This is a genomic window from Chryseobacterium sp. Bi04 (genome assembly GCF_918698085.1).
GTDB lineage: Bacteria > Bacteroidota > Bacteroidia > Flavobacteriales > Weeksellaceae > Chryseobacterium.
The window spans coordinates 202,610-221,516 of the sequence record NZ_CAKKLP010000005.1; the positions used below are offsets into that span (position 1 = coordinate 202,610).

The window sequence follows — 18,907 nt, forward strand, 5'->3', positions numbered from 1 at the left end:
TTAAAATTTATAGGTTACTGTAAGATATCCGGAAGTCGGTGGAATTGCAATCGTGAAATAAGGAGTATTGCCGGCAACTGCAGAAGCATATTCAGCCTGGGTGAAGTTTTCAAAGCCGGCAAGCTGCTGCTGAAGAGTTCCCGGCCTCTGGTAGCTCATCACGCCATATTTGTTAAATACATTGTTCACATTAACCAGCATGCTGAGATGCTCATTTACGTTATATCCTATTCCCAGATCAAACTGTGAAAATCCCGGTAATTTATAGACATTGGTATTACTACCCTCTCTTTTTCCCATATAATTCCAGGTTACAAATCCAAATGCTTTACCAATTTTCAAATTAGGACTTATATTGGCCATAATTTTTGGAGTATACGCAATTGTAGTTCCTGAATATGAAAATACAGTATCATCTGATGGGCCGGGTGCACTTCCTAAATTCCATAAATACCCTTGCTTCACTTTCGGATCCTGTACTGTAAGCACCGCCCTGATACTGAAATTGTCGGATGGTCTGATATTGGTTTCCAGTTCAATTCCAAATGTTTCATTTTTATTGTATAATGATGGAGTTGTATAGAACCCGCCTTTTCCGTCATCGGCCATAAAGCTGTAAGGCACATTGCTCAGCAAACTGTAAAATGGAGTTATAAAAGCATCAAAATAGGTTGTTTTAGTCTTAAATCCCATTTCCACCTGTTGTGTTTTTCTCGATTGCGGATCAAGTAAGCCAATGGTCTCCGGTCTGTTGGCCGCAAAGAATATATCGAGATCCGGAGACTTGCTGCCTTTAGAATATCTTGCATATACGGCAACATTATTATTGAATTTATAGTTCAGTGCTGCTGAATAGGAAAAGTTTTCCAGCTGTCTGCTGTAGACAACATTGGTAAGCTTTGTCAGGACGTTATTATTGTATACGGTATAAATGTTGCCATCCGTACCTCCGTTTTTATCCGACAACAGATACGTTCGGGTGTTATCTCCTTTGATCCATACCTTTTCATACCGTATTCCCCAATCCAATGTCAGGTGATCCGTAATATCCCAGGTATGTCCGAAAAACACAGCTCCCTGCTGTTGTTTAGCCCTGAGTTCCAGCAAGTCACCTATGCTTCCCGTTGCTTGTGCAAAACCGTCATTATTCGTCAACTGATAAGCACCGGGTTTTGTAAGATCTAAAGTGGTAACCCCTGTTAAACTTAAAGTCATCATTCTTGGTCGATTCTCTAAAGTGGTAAGTGCTATCCCATTGATTCCGGAAAAACGCCATACATCCGAGTAACCATAATAACCGCCAAATGAGAAATTCATAGTATTCCATTTTTTATTAATGGTCAGCTGGCTCATGGATTCTTTTACCTTATTTTCATAAAAATTAAGCGTAGACATTACAAATGAATTATTCTGAATAGACTGACCCGGCAATTGATTTTTTGTTATCTGATAAACTGGTAATCCTCCGGCTCCCAAGACAGAATTCACACTGGCAAGCTCCTGTCCTGTGAGGGCATCCTTAAAAGAATAGGTTCCCACTCCCAATCCACCCACCAAAAAATAGGAGGTCATATCATCCAGCGATGTAATAAAAGAATTCCCTACGCTGTTCTGTACCACATCATTATCAGAATATTTACTTGCCAAAAACAACTTCCAGTCATTTCCCAGGTTGTGGTCCCAATTTAAGCCTACAGACCGGTATTTGTTACTGACCAGACGGCCTGAGTTATAATCTATATTTCCTCCATGGATAAAATCAGGAGAATTATACTGTAACTTCGGAATCAGCAGGGATGAACTGCTGCTGAACCCTTCTGCCGGTTCAGGGTTTGTATAATTTCTTGTAGGAACCAATTGTGCATAGCCATTTTTGTCGTCAAGATACTTTAGAAATACTTTCAAACTTCCTTTATTGTATTTTTTTACAATATTCGCCTTTACCTGTCCCCCATTATTAAACGGATATCCGGCATATCTGGCACCCAAATCATATCTGTAAAATCCACCAATATTAAAAAACCAGTTCTTTCCCAAAGGTCCGCCAAAATTGACATCAAGTCTGTGATACCCTGAATTATTTGCCCCCTGAACACCATATTTGGCACGGATTTCTCCTCCAAATTTACTTCCGCCCGTTTTTGATATATAATTGAAAATTCCACCTGGCGCATTGGCAGCAGTAATAGAAGCAGGGCCTCCTCTCACGGCATCAATCTGAGAAATAGTGGCATCAGCTCTTAGAAAAAAGTCCGGGCCATAATTATAATAGGTGGTATTGGTTACCGGCAAACCATCTTCCTGCATAGATATATATTCATAAGCAAACGTACCATCTGAGGAGCCCGCGCTGATCCCTCTTGAGCTTACATTGTTTCTGATCTCTCCCAATGACGAATTAACATATACTCCGGGAACATTTTTCAGCAGATCTGCAGCACTCACCGGAACCTGCTTCTCAATGACATCACTTTTCAAAACAGAGATCGCAATGGGGGCATTCATTCTTGTTCTTTTATCAAATACACCGGTCATGATCACCTCATCAATATCTTTTGTTTTTAGGGTATCAGCTTCTTTTTTCTGCGCCATCAAACTAGAAGATGCTGTCAGAAAAAGTATGGCTACCGTAATTTTTGTATGTAAAAATTGAGTCTTCATATACTTTAATCATTAATTTGTGCCATTTTTTTTAAGCCATTCAGCCACGTTGGTGAATACAATCTGCTCATTTTCCGGTAATTTTGTAATAAGATGGCCAGCTCCGGGAACGACTACCATTTTATACTGAACGCCTTTTGCTTTAAGCGCATTTTCCAGGATATAACCTTGCTGGATGGGAACTACCTCATCTTTATCCCCATGAATGATCAATGTGGGAATCTGGTTTATAAATTTTACAGGACTTGTTTTAGTATAAGCATCCGGGATAGCATCACCAGGATTCCAGACCACCTTATTTCCAGACATTTTATCCAGAACCCCCAAAAGGTTAGCGGCTTTCACGTACTGTAACGTCTGAACGTCTGTAAAATCTACCGGACCACACATCTCTATGATGGTTTTGATCTGAGTATTTTTTGTGTAGGCATACATCAGGGAAACATGGGCACCGGAGCTTCCTCCGGAAATTGAAAACCCGTTTTTCCTGGTATTCCATTCCCGGGCATGTGAAGAAAGGTATTTTACAGCATGGTCAATATCATCCAGAATTTCAGGAAGATGTGTGTCTGTAAGATTGACGTACCGATAATTGATATTGGCAACAGCGATCCCCTGTGAAAGAAGATATTCTACAAATTTAACATCGTCTTTTCGGTCACCCATTGTCCAGGCACCACCGTGGATGCTAATGAGAAATGCTGTGTTAGGGCTTCTATCGGCAGGAAGATAAACATCCATTATGTTCTTTTCGTGTGTTCCATATTGTATGTCGGTAAGCTTTTCTTCTTTTTGGCTTACAGAAGCAGTTCTGGTACTTTTTACGTTTTGTGTTGAGCAGCTTACTGTCAATAATCCAATGGACAGAGCTGCGATTTTAAAATAATTCATTTCAGTTGTTTTTTTAAGTTCTTTTTAAGTATTTTTCCTGTGCCACTTAAAGGCATTTCGTCTATAAATTCTATAATTCTCGGATATTTATACTTGGCAATTCTTTCTCTTATCCATAGCCTGATATCTTCTTCTGAAGCGTTGCTTTCTTTTGTTTTCACCACAAATGCTTTAATTTCTTCACCCAGTTTTTCATCATCAATACCGATAATGGCGACCATAGAAATATCAGGATTTCTCATCATCACTTCTTCCACTTCACGGGGATAAACATTCATGCCGCCTCGGATAATCATTTCTTTTTTACGGTCAACAATGAAGAAAAATCCATCTTTATCCTTTACAGCAATATCTCCGGAAAACATCCATCCGTTTTTCAGAACTTCGTCAGTTTCTTTACTTCTTTTATAATAGGCTTTCATCACGTTGGGACCACGAAAGATCAACTCTCCTTTTTCCCCAACCGGAAGTTCATTGCACTGATCATCTACAATCTTTACCTCAACTCCCCAAACAGGAGTTCCGATAGAACCGGGCTTTCTTCCCACAGTCAGCTGATTGAATGTCACCACAGGAGAGCCTTCGGACATTCCGTATCCTTCAATAATAGGAACTCCGAAACGGGTTTCAAATTCGTCAATGATTTTTATAGGAAGAGAAGCACCTCCGGAAATGCAGATTCTCAGTTTTTTAATGCTATTGGTATTTTCTTCGGTATCTTCTTCATTCAGAAGCGCCCAATACATGGAAGGTACGCCTGCAAAAATTCCGATATCAAAGCGGGTAATGAGCTGGTAAGCTGTCTGGGCATTAAATTTTGGAAGCAGAATAAGATGAAGTGACTTCCGGATTCCTGCAAGCATCATCACCGTTAAGCCAAAGATGTGAAATAATGGCAAAACAACAAGCTGCGCTTCAAATTCAGCCGCCGCAACTATGGTGGTACTGGCTTCTGCATTGGTAAAAAGGTTAATATGTGAAAGCTCTGCCCCTTTAGGTTTTCCTGTAGTTCCCGAAGTATAAATGATAACTGCTGTATCTTCTGATGAGGTAATATAAGATTCAAAATATTTTTCTTGATCTTTAATGAAATCATCAAAATTCCGGATGTCTTCTGCCAAATGCCCTATGCTGATAAAATCTCTGCAAGTTTCGCATTGGTCAAAACCTTCTTTCCCGAATTGTCCTACAGGCATTTCCGGAGTTCCGGCAAAACACAAAAACAATTTACTGTCAGAATCGGAAAGCTGATAAGCAATCTCTTCAGGTTTAAGAAAAATACTAAAGGGTACAACTGTTGCTCCGGTTTTTAATATGGCAAAAAAAATAATCGGAAATTGAGGAATATTGGGGCAAAGCAAAGCGATCTTGTCACCATAACCTATTCCTGCTTTTGTAAATGCATTGGCTGCCTGACAGACTTTCTCATGAAAGATTCTATAATTGATAGTAGTTTCTCCAAGGCTTAGGGCCGGTCTTTTGGGGTTACTTCTTGCACTTTCTTCCACTAAAATTGATAAGTTCAGCATAGTTTTGTTCATATTAAGTTAATTTTGATATGAAAAGGGCCTTAGCTAAAGGATATTTCATATGAACTAATCTTAACTCCAAATTAATGATATGCTGAACACGTGGTGATACGAAAAGGAAATTCTGTGATACGGAAAAGAAATTTTTTCAAAGTGTATAAAAATACAACCTCTTGTAAACGCCGAAATAGACAACATTTACAACATCCATCCGGAAAGTGTTTAAGTTTTACTGACGTTCTTCGGAAGGAAGTTTTCCGAAATGACGGAGATAAAGCTGAGAAAAATGCCCACGATTATTATATCCAATAAAATCACTGATCTCTCCTACCGACTTTTCGGTTTCCAGAAGCATAGATCGGGCTGTTTCCATTCTGGTTTTAATGATGTACTGATGGATAGGCAGCTGGGTATAATCTTTAAATCCTTTTTTAAGATCACTGCTGTTGAGCCCGCAGTAACGGCTGATTTCCCTGATCGCCAGACTTTGGAATGCATTGGTGTCCACAAAATCTTTCGCGAGCTTTATTTTGTCTTCCAATGCTTTTTTGTGTTCAAAGGTCTTCTCATCAGAAAGAAGATAATGAATCCAGTAGCTTAAGAATTCCAGCATTCTGCTTTCAAGAATAATGCTGCAGGATGCATCATCAAACGGAGTATCGAAAATAATTTTCAGTTTTTCCTGGCTCAGATAATTGCGTTGTGCATTTTCCAGCTTTTCTTTCAACAGTCCGTTATCTTTTGAAAAAAGGTTTTTCGGAACAAAAATTCTCACGCCATCAATATCGGTGGTATTATGTTCAAACTTTTTTTCATCATTAATAAAATTGCTGCTGATTTTCCCTTCTTTGTTGATCCGGAAATCCATCATTCCGTTGTCGCCGACTTTATGTGGAGAGTGGAAAATAGTTTCTTCATGAAAGTTCCATTTCCCCCGGAAAAAGTGAAAATTTCTCTTGCTGAAAAGAATGAGCTTCCCGCTTCCCAAATCCTCCGGCATCTCCAGAACAGTAGAGTTCAGGAAATCTTTGTCACAAAATCTGTAATCCTGAATCAGACCTTGTTTAAAACCATCCGGCTCCAGGTAAGGAAGGAGTAATTCCATAAAACGGTAATTTATTGGACTGTAAGTTAATAAAATTATAAAACATGACAAATATCATGCATCTATCTGAAGATATGTTGTGAGAACTGATAGAGTGACCTTCTCCAGGTAAGCCATTCATGACGGGTTTCCGGAGAGTTATATTGGAAATAAGGATACTTATTCTTATTTAAATAAGTTGTTAATATCTGATTAAATTTAAAAAAGATAGGATCTTCTTTTCCCCCGATTCCAATAAAGAAATAAGGCTTTTTCTTAGATGTCAACAAATTTCCTATAGGGAGTTCTCTAAAAGGTTCGGTTTCAGTTCCTTCATAAATTACAGGACTAAAAGCCCCGATTGCCGAGAATAACTCCGGATGGGAAACCCCAATCAGCATAGCCTGATAACTGCCACGGGAAAGTCCCGCAATAGCTTTCTTACCAGAAGTTTTATATTTTTTTTCAATATAGGGAATTAGCTCCTTGGTAAGTATTTTGTCAAGATTTTTAGAAGAAAGTACCGTTCTGGGATAGTTGTCTGGCATTTTTTCCTGTTCGGGAGTCAATGCAACTCCATAATCCATTACCACTATCATTTTCTTAGCCTTTTTTTCTGCGAAAAGATTATCAAGGATATGAAGGATATAGCCTTGTTTTTCCCAGCCTGTAATATCTTCTCCGGTACCGTGGTACAGATATAAAACGGGGAGTTTTTCAGATCCGTAATTGGGAGGAAGATATACTTTAAAGTTCCGTGTGCCATGGGTTATTTCTGAATTCAGACTGTCGTTAACAATTTTTCCGTGCTTTACATTTTTCTCCAGGAAAAAATCTTCCCCGGAAGGGACTTCAATTCCACTGGTAGGCTGGCTGTATCCAAAATACAGCTGTGTATTGGGATCGTTTGTACGCTGGCCATCTACGTTGAACCAGTAATAATGAAACCCTATCTCCATGGGGGTAGTAGAGATGTTCCAAAATCCGTTTTTATCTTTGGAAGCAGAGGATTTTATACTTTTCATTCCGTCGCCGCCATCTAAAATTACTGATTTTGCATCAGGAAAATAGACCCGAAATTCTGCTTTTCTCTCTGCGTCCATTTTCGGGAATTCTTTTCCCGGTAAAACTGTTGAAGAAGTTTTATACGTTTGGGAAAACGCAATGGAAGAAAATAAGACGAGAAGTAAAGATATTTTTTGTGGGTACTGCATTATTTTAATTTTAAAATGTAAGAAATTCGCAGTCAGAGATTACAATATGGTACTGCGTTATTTAAATCAATAGTAAGGAAAATATTTTTCTTTATCAAAATCTATGGAATATTGTTTTTTCTTCTGCTGTCAAAAATTACAGACTTCCTGCCCTGTTTTTATGCTGATTATTTAAGAAACTGCTTCATCATTCTTACCGTGATCTCCATACTTTCCGGGAGTTGCATTCCGTGGGCATAGCCTGCAAAAACATGTAGTTCTGTAAAAATACCTGCTTTTATCAGACGGTCAGCATAAGCCAATCCGCTGTCCCGCAAGGGATCTGTTCCGGCAACAAAAATGACAGTTGGCGGAAGGTTGGAAAGATCTTTATCATTTCCGGGCAGCACATATTTTTCTTCTGAATTGCCGTTTTTTCCTATATAGAAATTTTTTAAAGCCGGAAAGTCATCACTTTTAAGACCCCGGATTCTTTTAAATTCAATAACTGATGGATAATCCATCCTGAAATCTCCAGGCGGAATTTCCAGAACCTGTAAACTTATTTTTGGGCCTTTCTTATCTCTTGTGTATTGTGCCAGGCCTCCGGATATACCAGCTCCTGCACTGGAACCTCCAACAGCGATCAGCTTTGGATTTCCACCTATATTTCCTGCATTTTTATGGGCCCATAATAACGAGGCATAGGCATCATGGAGGGCTGCCGGAAAAGGATTTTCCGGAGCGAAACGGTAATCTATATTGATAACCACAGCATTTCCTTTCAATGCATAATCTGCACACCTCTGGTGATCCCATTTGGGAGTTCCATATACAAAACCACCCCCATGAAACCAAAGAAATATGGGAAGGTTTTTCGAATTTTTGGGTTTATAAACCGTTACCGGGATTTCGGGGTCTTTTGCGTTCAGTCCCGGAATTTTAGACCGTGTCACTTCAATACTGTCTTTGTTTTTCAGTTCCGGCCAAGGCATTTCTGCCTGAATTTTGCGATCTCTTTTCACTTCTTCAAACGTCATATCCTGAATAGGAGTATTATTCATTACCTGGAACTGGGGCAGTAATCTTTTTTCTGCTTCCCGGGCAGTGAGCGGATGATATTGTTGCGCCAATGATAAGCCCGGGAGCAGGAAAGGTATTAAGAATAACAGGGAGTTTTTCATAATCATAGCAATAGAGGATTGTATTCTTTCAAAAGTAACATTATGCTAACCATCGGATGATACGAAAAGGAAATTTTGTGATACGGAAAAGAAATTTTTATGACCATAAAACACTACTATAAAGCATGGATAAATGGCTTGGACTAAGCTTAATCTTTCTCAGCATTATATTAGATTATGGGTAAATATAATCTCTTTTCAACAGATCATGCATTGAAATATCATTTTCATAGATTAAAGATCAGATGATTAAAATTTTTTAATAATAAATATAATCATACTTAATAAATTACAGACTTTCACCTTAACAACCTGTAAATGAAATTAGTGAAGCTGTTTTATTTATTCGCAAAAAACAGCCATAATCCCCATATTACCTTCTTTATGAAATCACGTAATAAAGATTTAATACTCTATTAAAAAATAAATATCCATATTTGCAGCCTTAAACTCAAAAACGCTAGTTTATTTCATGAGCATTATTTTTAAAAAGCGACTACTTATAGCGCTTGTATTACCAACGGCCGGCATATATTATGCACAGAGTACGAAGGATTCTTTAGAAAAATCTAAATCTATTGATGAGGTGATGTTAGTGGGAAGAAACCTTTCCCAAACAGCCAAAGAAAGAAAAACCCCTGTTGCAGTTTCTACCATTAAGGCAGCTGAAATTCAGGAAAAATTAGGAAACAGAGAATTTCCCGAAATTATGAAGTCTACCCCATCCGTGTATGTTACTAAAGTAGGCGGCGGATTTGGAGACAGCAGAATTAACATGAGGGGTTTTGACGGTGCCAACATTGCGGTGATCATCAACGGACAGCCTGTTAATGATATGCAGGGAGGTACTGTATATTGGTCCAACTGGACCGGATTGGCAGATATTGCAAGCAATATTCAGATTCAGAGAGGGTTAGGAGCTTCTAAATTTGTAGTTCCGTCTGTAGGGGGAACGATAAATATTGTAACCAAAGCTACTGATTCTGAGCAAAAAGCAATGATAAAGGCAGAAGCAGGTAATGACAACTACTCCAGAGTATCAGCCATGTATTCTTCCGGGTTAAAAAATAAGTGGGGAACAACTGTTCTACTCTCCCGTTGGCAAGGTGACGGTTATATCAACGGAACCAAAGGAGAAGGCTATTCATGGTTTTTCTCTACAGGATTTAAGCCTAATGAAAAGCATGCATTCAATTTAATTGCTACAGGTGCACCACAGGTACACGACACAAGAAGATCTTCTGCAACCGGAGCGAATGTAGCCACTTTACGACAGTTTGAAACCTATGGAAGAAGATATAATCCACAAACAGGAATGCTGAATGGTTCTTCATTCAACTTGGCGCCCAACTTCTATCACAAACCTATTGCATCACTTAACTGGGACTGGAATATTAATGATGCCCTGAAGCTTTCTACAGTTGTTTATGGTTCCTGGGGACGTGGTGGCGGTGGTACCGGGCTTAATGGTTCTATTAAAAATGCTAACGGGCAAACTATGAATTTCATGAATTATGGCCAGGGCGGAGATGGCACCATCAACTGGGATATGATTTACCGTTACAACAGAGGGGGTATGGTCACTGATTATAATGGAAATTCCTTTCAGAAACCAACCTTTACTGCTCCTGCGGGATCTCCGGCTGATTATAATGGACAATATGTAGCTACTTTAAACGGGACTTCCGGTATCGTTAGAAAGCAGAGCATTAATTCTCATGACTGGTATGGAGCCATCGCAGATCTTAATTACAAAAAGAATAACTGGACCTTTAACGGAGGGATCGACCTTAAGACTTACAAAGGAGCGCTTTATGATATCGTTACCGATATGCTGGGCTCTGATGCATTATATATTCCTAATACGGTGAATGCTCCAAAAGGATCTTATGTAGACCAAACCGTAAAACCGGAACCTCTTACCAAGCTTAATAATGCTCAGAAAGTATCTATATACAACGAAGGGTTGGTAAAATGGGCAGGTTTATATGGAATGGTTGAGTACAGTTCAGAAAAGCTAAGTGCATCTGTTCAGGCTTCAGTTTCTGAACAATATTACAAGAGAATAGACTATATGCTGTATACTCCCGGAAATCAGGAAACCAAGTGGTATCATAAAACGGGATATATTGTAAAAGGAGGTGCCAACTATAATATAGACCAGCATCATAATGTATTTTTCAATACGGGAGTTATTTCGAGACAACCGCTATTCAATGCTTTATTCCCATCAAACCAAAACATATACAACGATGCGAAGAATGAAAGAATCTTCTCTGTAGAATTGGGATATGGGTTCAAATCCCGTTATGTGGATGTTAATATTAACGCTTACAGAACACAGTGGGATGACAGATTCATCTCAAGAACATTTAATGCCGGTGCCGCAGATGTTGCCAATTTCTCTCAGTTAAAACTTGGAAATGCTTATTTCTACAACGCCCTGAATGTTGGACAGGTACACCAGGGAGTTGAACTGGAAGCGAAAGCAAGACCTCTTTCTAACCTTAGGCTTAGAGGGATGCTATCGTTAGGGAACTGGAAGTACAAAGGGAATGCAAATTTCAACATCATGGATGTTCAGAGCAACCAGGAAGTCACCGGAGCAACAGGAATCATCAACATCAAAGATCTGAAGGTAGGAGATGCTGCCCAAACAACAGCAAGCATCGGGGCTGATTATAATATTACCAAAGCTTTCAGCATTGATGCTAACTGGGAATATTATGACAAGCTATATGCACAATTCAATCCTATCAACTTCCTTACTGAAGCAGCAAGAGAAAAAGGGATTGTAAAATTACCAAGCTATCATTTATTTGATGTAGGGGCTACTTATAAATTCATCATTGATCAGAAAAAATCATTGACATTAAGAGCTAATGTATACAACTTATTCAATAAGTACTATATTTCTGAGCTAAGCTCCAATATTTTTGCAGGTGATAAAATTGCCAATGGTCCGGATGCCGGAAAAACATACCAGGAAGCAGGAAGAGTTTATCAGGGCGTAGCTGACGGCAATACAGGATTCCTTGGATTTGGAAGAACCTGGTCTGTTGCAGCAACTTTCAGATTCTAATTATACCATCTGAATATCAATCAATTGAACCCGTCAAAAGTGACGGGTTCTTTTCTTTTAAAAGATGTTGTTATCTTCTCTTCATCCCATAATCAATATCATTAATTCTCAATCGATTTAATCTTTAAATCCATATCAATCCTATAAGCAAGATGTTCATGCATTTTTTCTATGAAATGAAGCTCGGCATTCATAATCTTACCGGTTGATTTTTCAAAATTGTATTTTGTTTTGACACTGAATTCAAATTGGTCAATAGAGAATTCCTTCTCATTTTCATAAAGCTTTTTGATATGACTTTTAATGAGTTCTTCCCGGTTGTTCAACACGGAATGAAATTCTACAAAAAGGGTATTGTTTTCTTCTTCAAGTTTCACCAGTTTTAGCTGATAGCTGTACTCTACTCCCTGCATCAATCTGGAACGAATATTCAACGGGCTGGATAGAAAGCTGTAATATTCATTAGGTGGAAATATCAAACTGTAAACCTCCGGTAACAGAAGAATATACTGTAGGTTTTTCTTCAGTTCTCCCTCAAAGCTTTTCAATCCTTTTTCATAATTGGCAACCAATTTAATCTGATCTTTTTTTTCCGGAAAAACAGTAACCATTTTATTTTCTTTCCATTCTTCCCAGCTCTTCCACAGCTCCTCTGTATTCTCAACAGAAAGTATCTTTCCGTTTGCATTTCGTTTGATATAAAGATTACGTGAAATATCAGCAAGGGCAAGACTTTGTTGTAAAAAGGATTTCATTGTATGATCTTCCGTATTTCCTGTAATTTCAAGAAGATTTATCCTATTGTAAATAAGATCTGATTCTTTCTGCTGGTCAAGAAGAAGTTCAGATGAGGTTTTTAAAGAAATTGGGGAATTTTCCTTACCCATCAGAAAGATATTCTCCACATTCAGGGTATATTCCTGCGAGAATTTTTCAAGTTGAAGAAGAGGAATATTTTCCCCAAAAAAGAAATTTGAAATACTCATTACTTTATTTTGATTCCTGTGCAGTTTAAATGATCTCTTCTAAAGATATTTTATTTATTATGAAAAATTGGTTTTTATATATTTCGTCCACTCCTCCTCAATTTCCGGATCATTATTTTCTTCATCAACAAAATTATAGTTGCTATAAAAATTATCGAGCTTCATAATTAAAGAAACCTGATAATTAAACCATTGGTGATATTCATCAGATTCTTCCCATAATTCTCTTACTTCTGAATGCTCTTTAAAGAAAAGGATCTTTTTAGAGGCTTTTATAACCATTTGAGCTAATAGAATCGTATCTACAGATTCCAACTGTGGCAAAATGTAGTCTGTGGAAATCAGTTTCAAACGACCACTCAGTGCTTCAAGTATTGCTAACGTAATAAAGCTTTCTTCATCATCTATAAAATCATCTTCATCCAAAATTTTGGTGAGATAAGAAATCACTAATTCTTTATCCGGAGATTCCTCCAGTTCTGCAAACCAATCTGCAGCAGTATCATTTTCGAAGTTCTTATATCCCCAAGCCCCCATAATTATATTTTAAAATTAATGTTTATAGAATCTGGCTAAATCAAATCCCATTTCCTTAGATAATTCATAATAACTTTTATCTGGATCTAATTTAAGATTATCATAAACTACTTTTCTTAATTCATTATTATAATGTAAATCATTTTTAATTAAATAATGAGGTCTTATTACTTCTTGTGGTATAAGATCTCTTCTTTTTTGAAAATCTAAAGTAGCATGTAATAGAACTCTTGGTACACAAGAAGAGATCTGATAGTCTAGCTCTTTAAATTCTTTTTCTGATAAACGAGTTTTTAAATTTAATTCTCCACGAGAAAGAATAGCTCCATCCATATCATAAGTCAAATTTTCAGGAAATTCAACTTTTGTATAATCTACATTAACATTTTTTATTTTTCCCAATTCTAATGAATTATACTTAGAGTTATTTAATGATGTTACTAAAACTCTTGGAATAATAACTTTTGGTTCAGTAAAATCATTTATATTTTCATAAATTCCATCATACATTTCTACTAACTGGTATCCTTGATAAAATCCGGCTAGAATTGGAAAGTAATCCTCTGATAATTCAGTTTTCTTTATAATTTTATTGAATTGAGAATTAACATCAAATAAAACCCTACCAAATACATATAGATTTTCATTTTCAATTTTTAGATAAAAAATATCTCCAGTTCCTAATTTTTTACTCATTCCTTAATAAAACCGTTCTAAATCAAATCCCATTTCCTTAGATAATTCATAATAGCTTTTATCTGGATCTAAATTTAAATCTGAATAAATTTGTTTTCTTTCATCGGGATGATACAAAAGATCTAAATCTGTAAGGCTTTCATCATAATAATCTCCGTCTATTAAATCCTCTCTTCCTTGTAACCCTAAACTAGCATCTAAAATCACAACAGGGTATTCCGGAGCAGGAAGAACTCCAGGATATTGAATCGGATCCTTAATAGCTGTTTTGAAATAAAGTTCTCCCCTCATTAACCGAACTTCATTATATGCATTTCCTACAACTTCCGGAAATTCTATATTCTTAACATCAACTTTATGATGTCCAGCTACTTCCCATTTTAAACTATTTGCTTTTGAATCTATTTTAAATACAAAAACTCTAGGAATTAATACTTCCATACTATCTGGAAGATTGGGAGAATCATATATACCTTTGTAAATTTCTATTAGATGGCATCCTGCATAAGTTGTAAAATAGTTTTCATCGTTTACCTTTGATTTTTTTAGCTGGCTGTCTACATCAAATAAGACCCTACCAAAAATAAAAAGATTTTTGTTTTCTAATTTTAAATTGAAAATATCTCCAACCTCTAATTTTTTTATCATTTTTATGGACATTTTATAAGTTTACTAAAATAATTAAATTTCCTTTTGCTTAACGCATTAATCTTATTTCTAATTTCCGCTCCTGCTTTTAAAGTTTTAGTTCCATTTTGCATTATATGATATTGTTCACGAGCTGCTGTTTGAAATGCATTCCAAGTTCCAGACTCTAATGTTCTACTAACATATCTTCTAGGATCGAGTCCTTTCTCTAAGACATGCTGAGTAAATCTTTTCCCATCTTCTTGTATTGTTTTTCCAACATAAACATATTGTTTTGTTTTCTTATCCCAAATCCCATAAATTTCTGATGGCTTAGGAGTGAGATCATGAAAAACTGAATTTGGATAAGACTTTCCGTTATGCACCAGAATATCAAGTGAAGACACAAAATAATTATGTACTTCTTCAACTTCAAGATTATAGGTTTTGAAATTTCCAACAATTTTTTCGGTCTTTTCTACAATGATAGATTTTCCGGTGGCATCCATCAACAGATTTCCGCTTTCAATATCTTCTGCATTAATCCAGTCAGAATGCGTTACTGACCAGAACCTGTGGGCTGATGTACTTTCAATGATTTCATCCCCAATATATAGCCTGCAAAGACTTTCAGTATGATTTACATACACTCCGGTAACCTGTTTTAAGACCTCCGTATGTTTATCCTGATCAAAAGCTGTAACATAATCTCCTACTGAAATTGTTTCAATAGCTGCATAACCACTATTTTCATCAATTTTCACTAAAGTTCCGGCAGGGAAACAATGTTTAAGTTTCGCGAGGTCATCCCAAGTTTTTGCTACAAGCTCAGCGGCTTCATCAGCCATTTTACTTAAGCATTTTCCACTGTTATGCACTAGAACCCCTGAATTCCCTACAAAATAATTATGCCAGTGGTCTACCTCAAAATTATAGACTTTCTGAGGGGTATAATTGAATTCTGTCTTTTGTATAATACCTTCTTGCTGGTCACGCAAAAGAATTTTATCTCCTTCTTTCAATTCTGAAGCATCCGTCCATTCACCATTGGTATAAAAAGGATGGGTAGCCGTTGTTTCAATAACTTCAGCTTCCGTATAAATACTAATCGTATGATCACTTTCATTGGTGATTAAATCAATCACCGGCTGAAGGGCTACGGTATCTGTATCTTCATCATAAGCCCAGACAAGATCTCCAATTCTGATGTCTTCAATATTTTTAATTCCATGTTCAGTATGAACAGGTGTTCCAGCCGGAAAACAGGCAAAAACACAGGTTTTAAGCAGCTTTTTAGCGATATCGTCTACACTTTTCTTTAAGGCTTCTTTGCTCAGTTTTTTCAACGCAGCTTTTCCCATCTGCTGAAGAGCTTCTTTAGAGATAGCTTTTGCACCAGCTTTTATGGCACCTTTCACACCGGCTTTTGCACCCTGCATGGCTACTGTTCCGGTTCCAAAAGAAACCACTCCTACCGCAATAGAGGCTACATCCCAGATTAAAAATCCGGCATTCATAGCAGCTCCCCAGCCATCACCGGTCTGTATATCGTTGATAAGATCACGGCCGCTTCCCCAAACGGGGATCATCCCTTCTACAAAGCCTGCTTCTCCTACACTGTCTCCATGTCCGCTGTCATCAAGCTCGCGCTGTGCCTGATCCTGCATATCTTTTACTTCCTGAGCGGCATCGTCCGGAAGAGGAACCTGCCCGCTGGTCATAAATTCTATCTTTCCACCTACAGTACATTGACAGGTACTTTTCCCTATCAAAGATCTGATTCCATTAATTTTTACCTGCCAGGTATCCTGCCAGGTCATAGGAACGGTGGCTGGTGCACAAGGACCACCACTGACTTTGCATACCTTAAAGGATGGAATATTAATCAGAGGAGCAGCATCTTGATTGGTGGCCACCAAACAGCCATGGATCTTCACCTTTGTATTGAACGTAGGTTTAAAAAAATCCGGGGCAGCTCCCTGATCGCACATCATCAGGGCATTGAGGGTTATGTATTCTAACTCATCCATGATTTCTGTTTTAGAATTACATAATATTGGTATCTCCGGAAGACATCACAGCGCTTGGCCCTCCGGTAATTGTAAGTGGAGAATCTGTGCTAATATTCATCGCTCCTCCTTTACTTGAAAGTCCGAGTGCACCGGTAAGTGCAGTAATATCAATGATTCCTTTTCCTGCTGATGCCGTAATTCCTGCTTCAGATATGGTAATAGAATTATCTCCTACCTTCAGAGTGATACTTGTTTTTCCGTCAAGGGTAATATTTCCTCCAGCATCCATTTTTAATAAGGATTGTGGTGGAGCATCTTTCTTACCCCCAACGTTGATTACATTGGTACTTCCTGCATTTACGGTATGATTGCTATTGGCGTTGGTGGTTGCATTTCCGGTTCCGTCAAAATTCATATTGGCACCACCCTGATCTTTAAGATTCATGGATCCGGCACCATTATCATATTTCAATTCTGCACCGCTTCGGCCACTGAAACTCATGATATTATTTCCGGTACCGCCACCAGCTCCTATTCCGCCATGGAACATTCCCCCCATGACAAAAGGGCGGTCCGGATGAAGATGTACAAAGTTGACAATCACCTGATCTCCCACTTCAGGAATAGACATAAAGCCACGATTCTTGCCTACTTTTTCACTGCTTCCGGCGTCTGGTGACATCACACGGATAAATTCAGTGGTATCCTGCCCACTCTGCCAATCGAGCTGAACCTGTACACGGCCCTGATTTTCAGGATCGGTGTTGGAAATTACTTTTCCAAACTGGGGTTCTGCCACCGGAACTGTAAATTCCGGTCTTGGAATAAATCCGGTATCAGCAGCTATTGCCTGAAAAGATCCATCATAATATCCACGGGCATCTACTTCATGAGTTACCTCTATCAGCATAAGCTTGGTAAAATATCCGGTATCGTTAGTATCTGACTTACGCATTTCTATATCTGCAATACAGCCCGGATAAAGGAATGGTACGGTTGTATTCCCTGAAGTAACAAAAACTTCTGAAGCCTTACTTCCCGCAGCACCTTTCTGTGAGGCATCAATATCCATAAAGGAAACAGCCTTGATAGGTGCAACACGTAAAGACGGCGTCTGAAAAGTCTTTTCTGAAATTTCATAGGCACGCTTGGCGATCTCTGAGGTATGGTTAATTTTTGAACTTCCACCTTTAAATTTCTCATTTTTGCTGCTGTTGTATCCATAAAATGATGGATTCACATGCTGAGCTTTCATTTTAATTTTAACGTCAGTGAGATTACTGCCATAAGTCAGCATCACAGGTTTTTCCTGTGGAGGCAACTGTCCGAAATGCAGCACTTCCCCGTCATAAAAGAATTGCTCCCCATAAGCTTCTGCTATTCTCGCCAGATAATTATAATGGGTTTCTTCGTATTGACAACTGTAAGAGACATTTCCCTGACGGGCGTCTACCCTGAAATCATATTTTCCTTGCCCCAATCCTTCTTTAATAACTTCATTAGCGATACTGTTCAAGCTCATGGGCTGTGCTCCACCAAAACTTTGAATATGAGGGGCTGCATCCAAAAGGATGGTTGGGCTTAATCCTGATAATATAAGATTTCCCAGACTTCCCTTTTCCTGACTGAATCCGACTTCTGTGATGACCCCCACAAAATTTCGTTCAGCTCCACCCTCTACATCTTTATACTTGAATACTACTGTAATCCTTTTTCCAAGAAAATTCTGTACTTCTTCAAGATTATGATTTTCTGCACTTCCTAAAGTATCGTGCGCCAGAATGAGTTCAAACTCATGATGTTTGGTAGTGCTTTGGGTGAGTTTAAAGTGTTTGAAATATTTTATCGGCTTGCCTTCCACATGAATATCAAGTTTTACTACGCGGTTAATGCCTGCAATGGCGCTTTCCGGAATACTGTCTGCATTAAATATTCTTGATGTAGGCTGCTTTGCCCATAATTTTCCTTTAGTAATGGATGGTTCATTCGGCAGCAAAGGCTGATTCAGGAATTGTTTTCCTGTATTCACTACATTCACTGCGTTATTCACTTTTGAAGCAACTTTCTTTACTTCTTTGATTTTTTTATTTTCCTGGATTTTGTTTACAAAACCTGTCTTGTCTGAATCTATTTCCGGTTTGGGAAGATTATTCTGTTCCTTAAACATGACGTCAATTTTTTTTGGTGTATGACTTAATTAGATATTCAACCTTTATAGGTGAGACCCTTTAGCTTAAAGAACCAATCGGCAGCTTGCAAAGGCCTCTTGAACAAGCTTTTTTATGATTGATCTGAGATAGTTGCAGTTGGAATTTTCAGAAGTGTAATTCCACTTTAAGTACCTGACAGTACTTTTTACAGGATTGATTATTGTATTTTTTCATAAGTTTTTTCGGTGATTTTGGTAATGCAATATATAACCTTA

13 protein-coding genes are annotated in these 18,907 nt (G+C 37.9%); 1 reads left to right on the forward strand and 12 read right to left on the reverse strand.

The features are described from left to right. The 6 genes from LQV47_RS10525 to LQV47_RS10550 form a co-directional block, all read right to left on the reverse strand. Positions 1–2,661 carry a TonB-dependent receptor gene (locus LQV47_RS10525; protein WP_230036636.1) on the reverse strand — a complete coding sequence of 887 codons (2,661 nt, stop codon included), beginning with the start codon at positions 2,659–2,661 and terminating at the stop codon, positions 1–3. 12 nt (positions 2,662–2,673) lie between these two features. Continuing rightward, positions 2,674–3,552, reverse strand: coding sequence for a prolyl oligopeptidase family serine peptidase (locus LQV47_RS10530; RefSeq protein ID WP_230036638.1), 879 nt, complete (start codon positions 3,550–3,552; stop codon positions 2,674–2,676). Continuing rightward, positions 3,549–5,093, reverse strand: a complete 1,545-nt coding sequence (locus LQV47_RS10535; RefSeq protein ID WP_230036640.1) for a long-chain fatty acid--CoA ligase — start codon at positions 5,091–5,093, stop codon at positions 3,549–3,551. The genes LQV47_RS10530 and LQV47_RS10535 overlap by 4 nt, the downstream gene beginning before the upstream one ends. 217 nt (positions 5,094–5,310) lie before the next feature. After that, complete coding sequence (locus LQV47_RS10540; RefSeq protein ID WP_230036642.1) at positions 5,311–6,186, reverse strand: AraC family transcriptional regulator; 876 nt, start codon at positions 6,184–6,186, stop codon at positions 5,311–5,313. Between the two features lie 62 nt (positions 6,187–6,248). Beyond that, positions 6,249–7,379 (reverse strand): alpha/beta hydrolase-fold protein, encoded by a 1,131-nt coding sequence (locus LQV47_RS10545; protein WP_230036644.1) that lies wholly within the window; start codon positions 7,377–7,379, stop codon positions 6,249–6,251. Positions 7,380–7,546: 167 nt separating this feature from the next. After that, a complete protein-coding gene (locus LQV47_RS10550; RefSeq protein WP_230036646.1) occupies positions 7,547–8,548 on the reverse strand; it encodes an alpha/beta hydrolase in 1,002 nt (333 codons plus the stop codon). A gap of 466 nt (positions 8,549–9,014) precedes the next feature. Between LQV47_RS10550 and LQV47_RS10555 the strand changes: the two genes are divergently transcribed. Beyond that, positions 9,015–11,624, forward strand: a complete 2,610-nt coding sequence (locus LQV47_RS10555) for a TonB-dependent receptor plug domain-containing protein (RefSeq protein ID WP_230036648.1) — start codon at positions 9,015–9,017, stop codon at positions 11,622–11,624. A 101-nt stretch (positions 11,625–11,725) separates the two neighbouring features. On the opposite strand, the gene LQV47_RS10560 is transcribed toward LQV47_RS10555, so the two are convergent. The 6 genes from LQV47_RS10560 to LQV47_RS10585 are packed head-to-tail and all read right to left on the reverse strand — an operon-like array spanning position 11,726 to position 18,649. Beyond that, entirely contained in the window at positions 11,726–12,610 is an 885-nt protein-coding gene (locus LQV47_RS10560) for a hypothetical protein (RefSeq protein WP_230036650.1), read from the reverse strand. Between the two features lie 57 nt (positions 12,611–12,667). Then, positions 12,668–13,147 carry a DUF4259 domain-containing protein gene (locus LQV47_RS10565; RefSeq protein ID WP_230036652.1) on the reverse strand — a complete coding sequence of 160 codons (480 nt, stop codon included), beginning with the start codon at positions 13,145–13,147 and terminating at the stop codon, positions 12,668–12,670. A gap of 15 nt (positions 13,148–13,162) precedes the next feature. Beyond that, positions 13,163–13,843: a hypothetical protein gene (locus LQV47_RS10570; RefSeq protein ID WP_230036654.1), complete on the reverse strand. Its 681-nt coding sequence runs from the start codon at positions 13,841–13,843 to the stop codon at positions 13,163–13,165. A 3-nt stretch (positions 13,844–13,846) separates the two neighbouring features. After that, on the reverse strand, positions 13,847–14,491 hold the full coding sequence (locus LQV47_RS10575; RefSeq protein ID WP_230036656.1) for an Imm26 family immunity protein: 645 nt from the start codon (positions 14,489–14,491) through the stop codon (positions 13,847–13,849). Positions 14,492–14,493: 2 nt separating this feature from the next. Continuing rightward, complete coding sequence (locus LQV47_RS10580) at positions 14,494–16,500, reverse strand: polymorphic toxin-type HINT domain-containing protein (protein ID WP_230036658.1); 2,007 nt, start codon at positions 16,498–16,500, stop codon at positions 14,494–14,496. Positions 16,501–16,516: 16 nt separating this feature from the next. Then, the gene (locus tag LQV47_RS10585; RefSeq protein ID WP_230036660.1) at positions 16,517–18,649 is read right to left on the reverse strand and encodes a phage baseplate assembly protein V; all 2,133 of its coding nucleotides are present in this window, start codon (positions 18,647–18,649) and stop codon (positions 16,517–16,519) included. Positions 18,650–18,907 lie beyond the last annotated feature (258 nt).

Excerpts from the sequence above, each read along its gene's own strand:
- LQV47_RS10525 (WP_230036636.1), bottom strand. The coding sequence starts at position 2,661 with ATGAAGACTCAATTTTTACATACAAAAATTACGGTAGCCATACTTTTT.
- LQV47_RS10530 (WP_230036638.1), bottom strand. The coding sequence starts at position 3,552 with ATGAATTATTTTAAAATCGCAGCTCTGTCCATTGGATTATTGACAGTA.
- LQV47_RS10535 (WP_230036640.1), bottom strand. The coding sequence starts at position 5,093 with ATGAACAAAACTATGCTGAACTTATCAATTTTAGTGGAAGAAAGTGCA.
- LQV47_RS10540 (WP_230036642.1), bottom strand. The coding sequence starts at position 6,186 with ATGGAATTACTCCTTCCTTACCTGGAGCCGGATGGTTTTAAACAAGGT.
- LQV47_RS10545 (WP_230036644.1), bottom strand. The coding sequence starts at position 7,379 with ATGCAGTACCCACAAAAAATATCTTTACTTCTCGTCTTATTTTCTTCC.
- LQV47_RS10550 (WP_230036646.1), bottom strand. The coding sequence starts at position 8,548 with ATGATTATGAAAAACTCCCTGTTATTCTTAATACCTTTCCTGCTCCCG.
- LQV47_RS10555 (WP_230036648.1), top strand. The coding sequence starts at position 9,015 with ATGAGCATTATTTTTAAAAAGCGACTACTTATAGCGCTTGTATTACCA.
- LQV47_RS10560 (WP_230036650.1), bottom strand. The coding sequence starts at position 12,610 with ATGAGTATTTCAAATTTCTTTTTTGGGGAAAATATTCCTCTTCTTCAA.
- LQV47_RS10565 (WP_230036652.1), bottom strand. The coding sequence starts at position 13,147 with ATGGGGGCTTGGGGATATAAGAACTTCGAAAATGATACTGCTGCAGAT.
- LQV47_RS10570 (WP_230036654.1), bottom strand. The coding sequence starts at position 13,843 with ATGAGTAAAAAATTAGGAACTGGAGATATTTTTTATCTAAAAATTGAA.
- LQV47_RS10575 (WP_230036656.1), bottom strand. The coding sequence starts at position 14,491 with ATGATAAAAAAATTAGAGGTTGGAGATATTTTCAATTTAAAATTAGAA.
- LQV47_RS10580 (WP_230036658.1), bottom strand. The coding sequence starts at position 16,500 with ATGGATGAGTTAGAATACATAACCCTCAATGCCCTGATGATGTGCGAT.
- LQV47_RS10585 (WP_230036660.1), bottom strand. The coding sequence starts at position 18,649 with ATGTTTAAGGAACAGAATAATCTTCCCAAACCGGAAATAGATTCAGAC.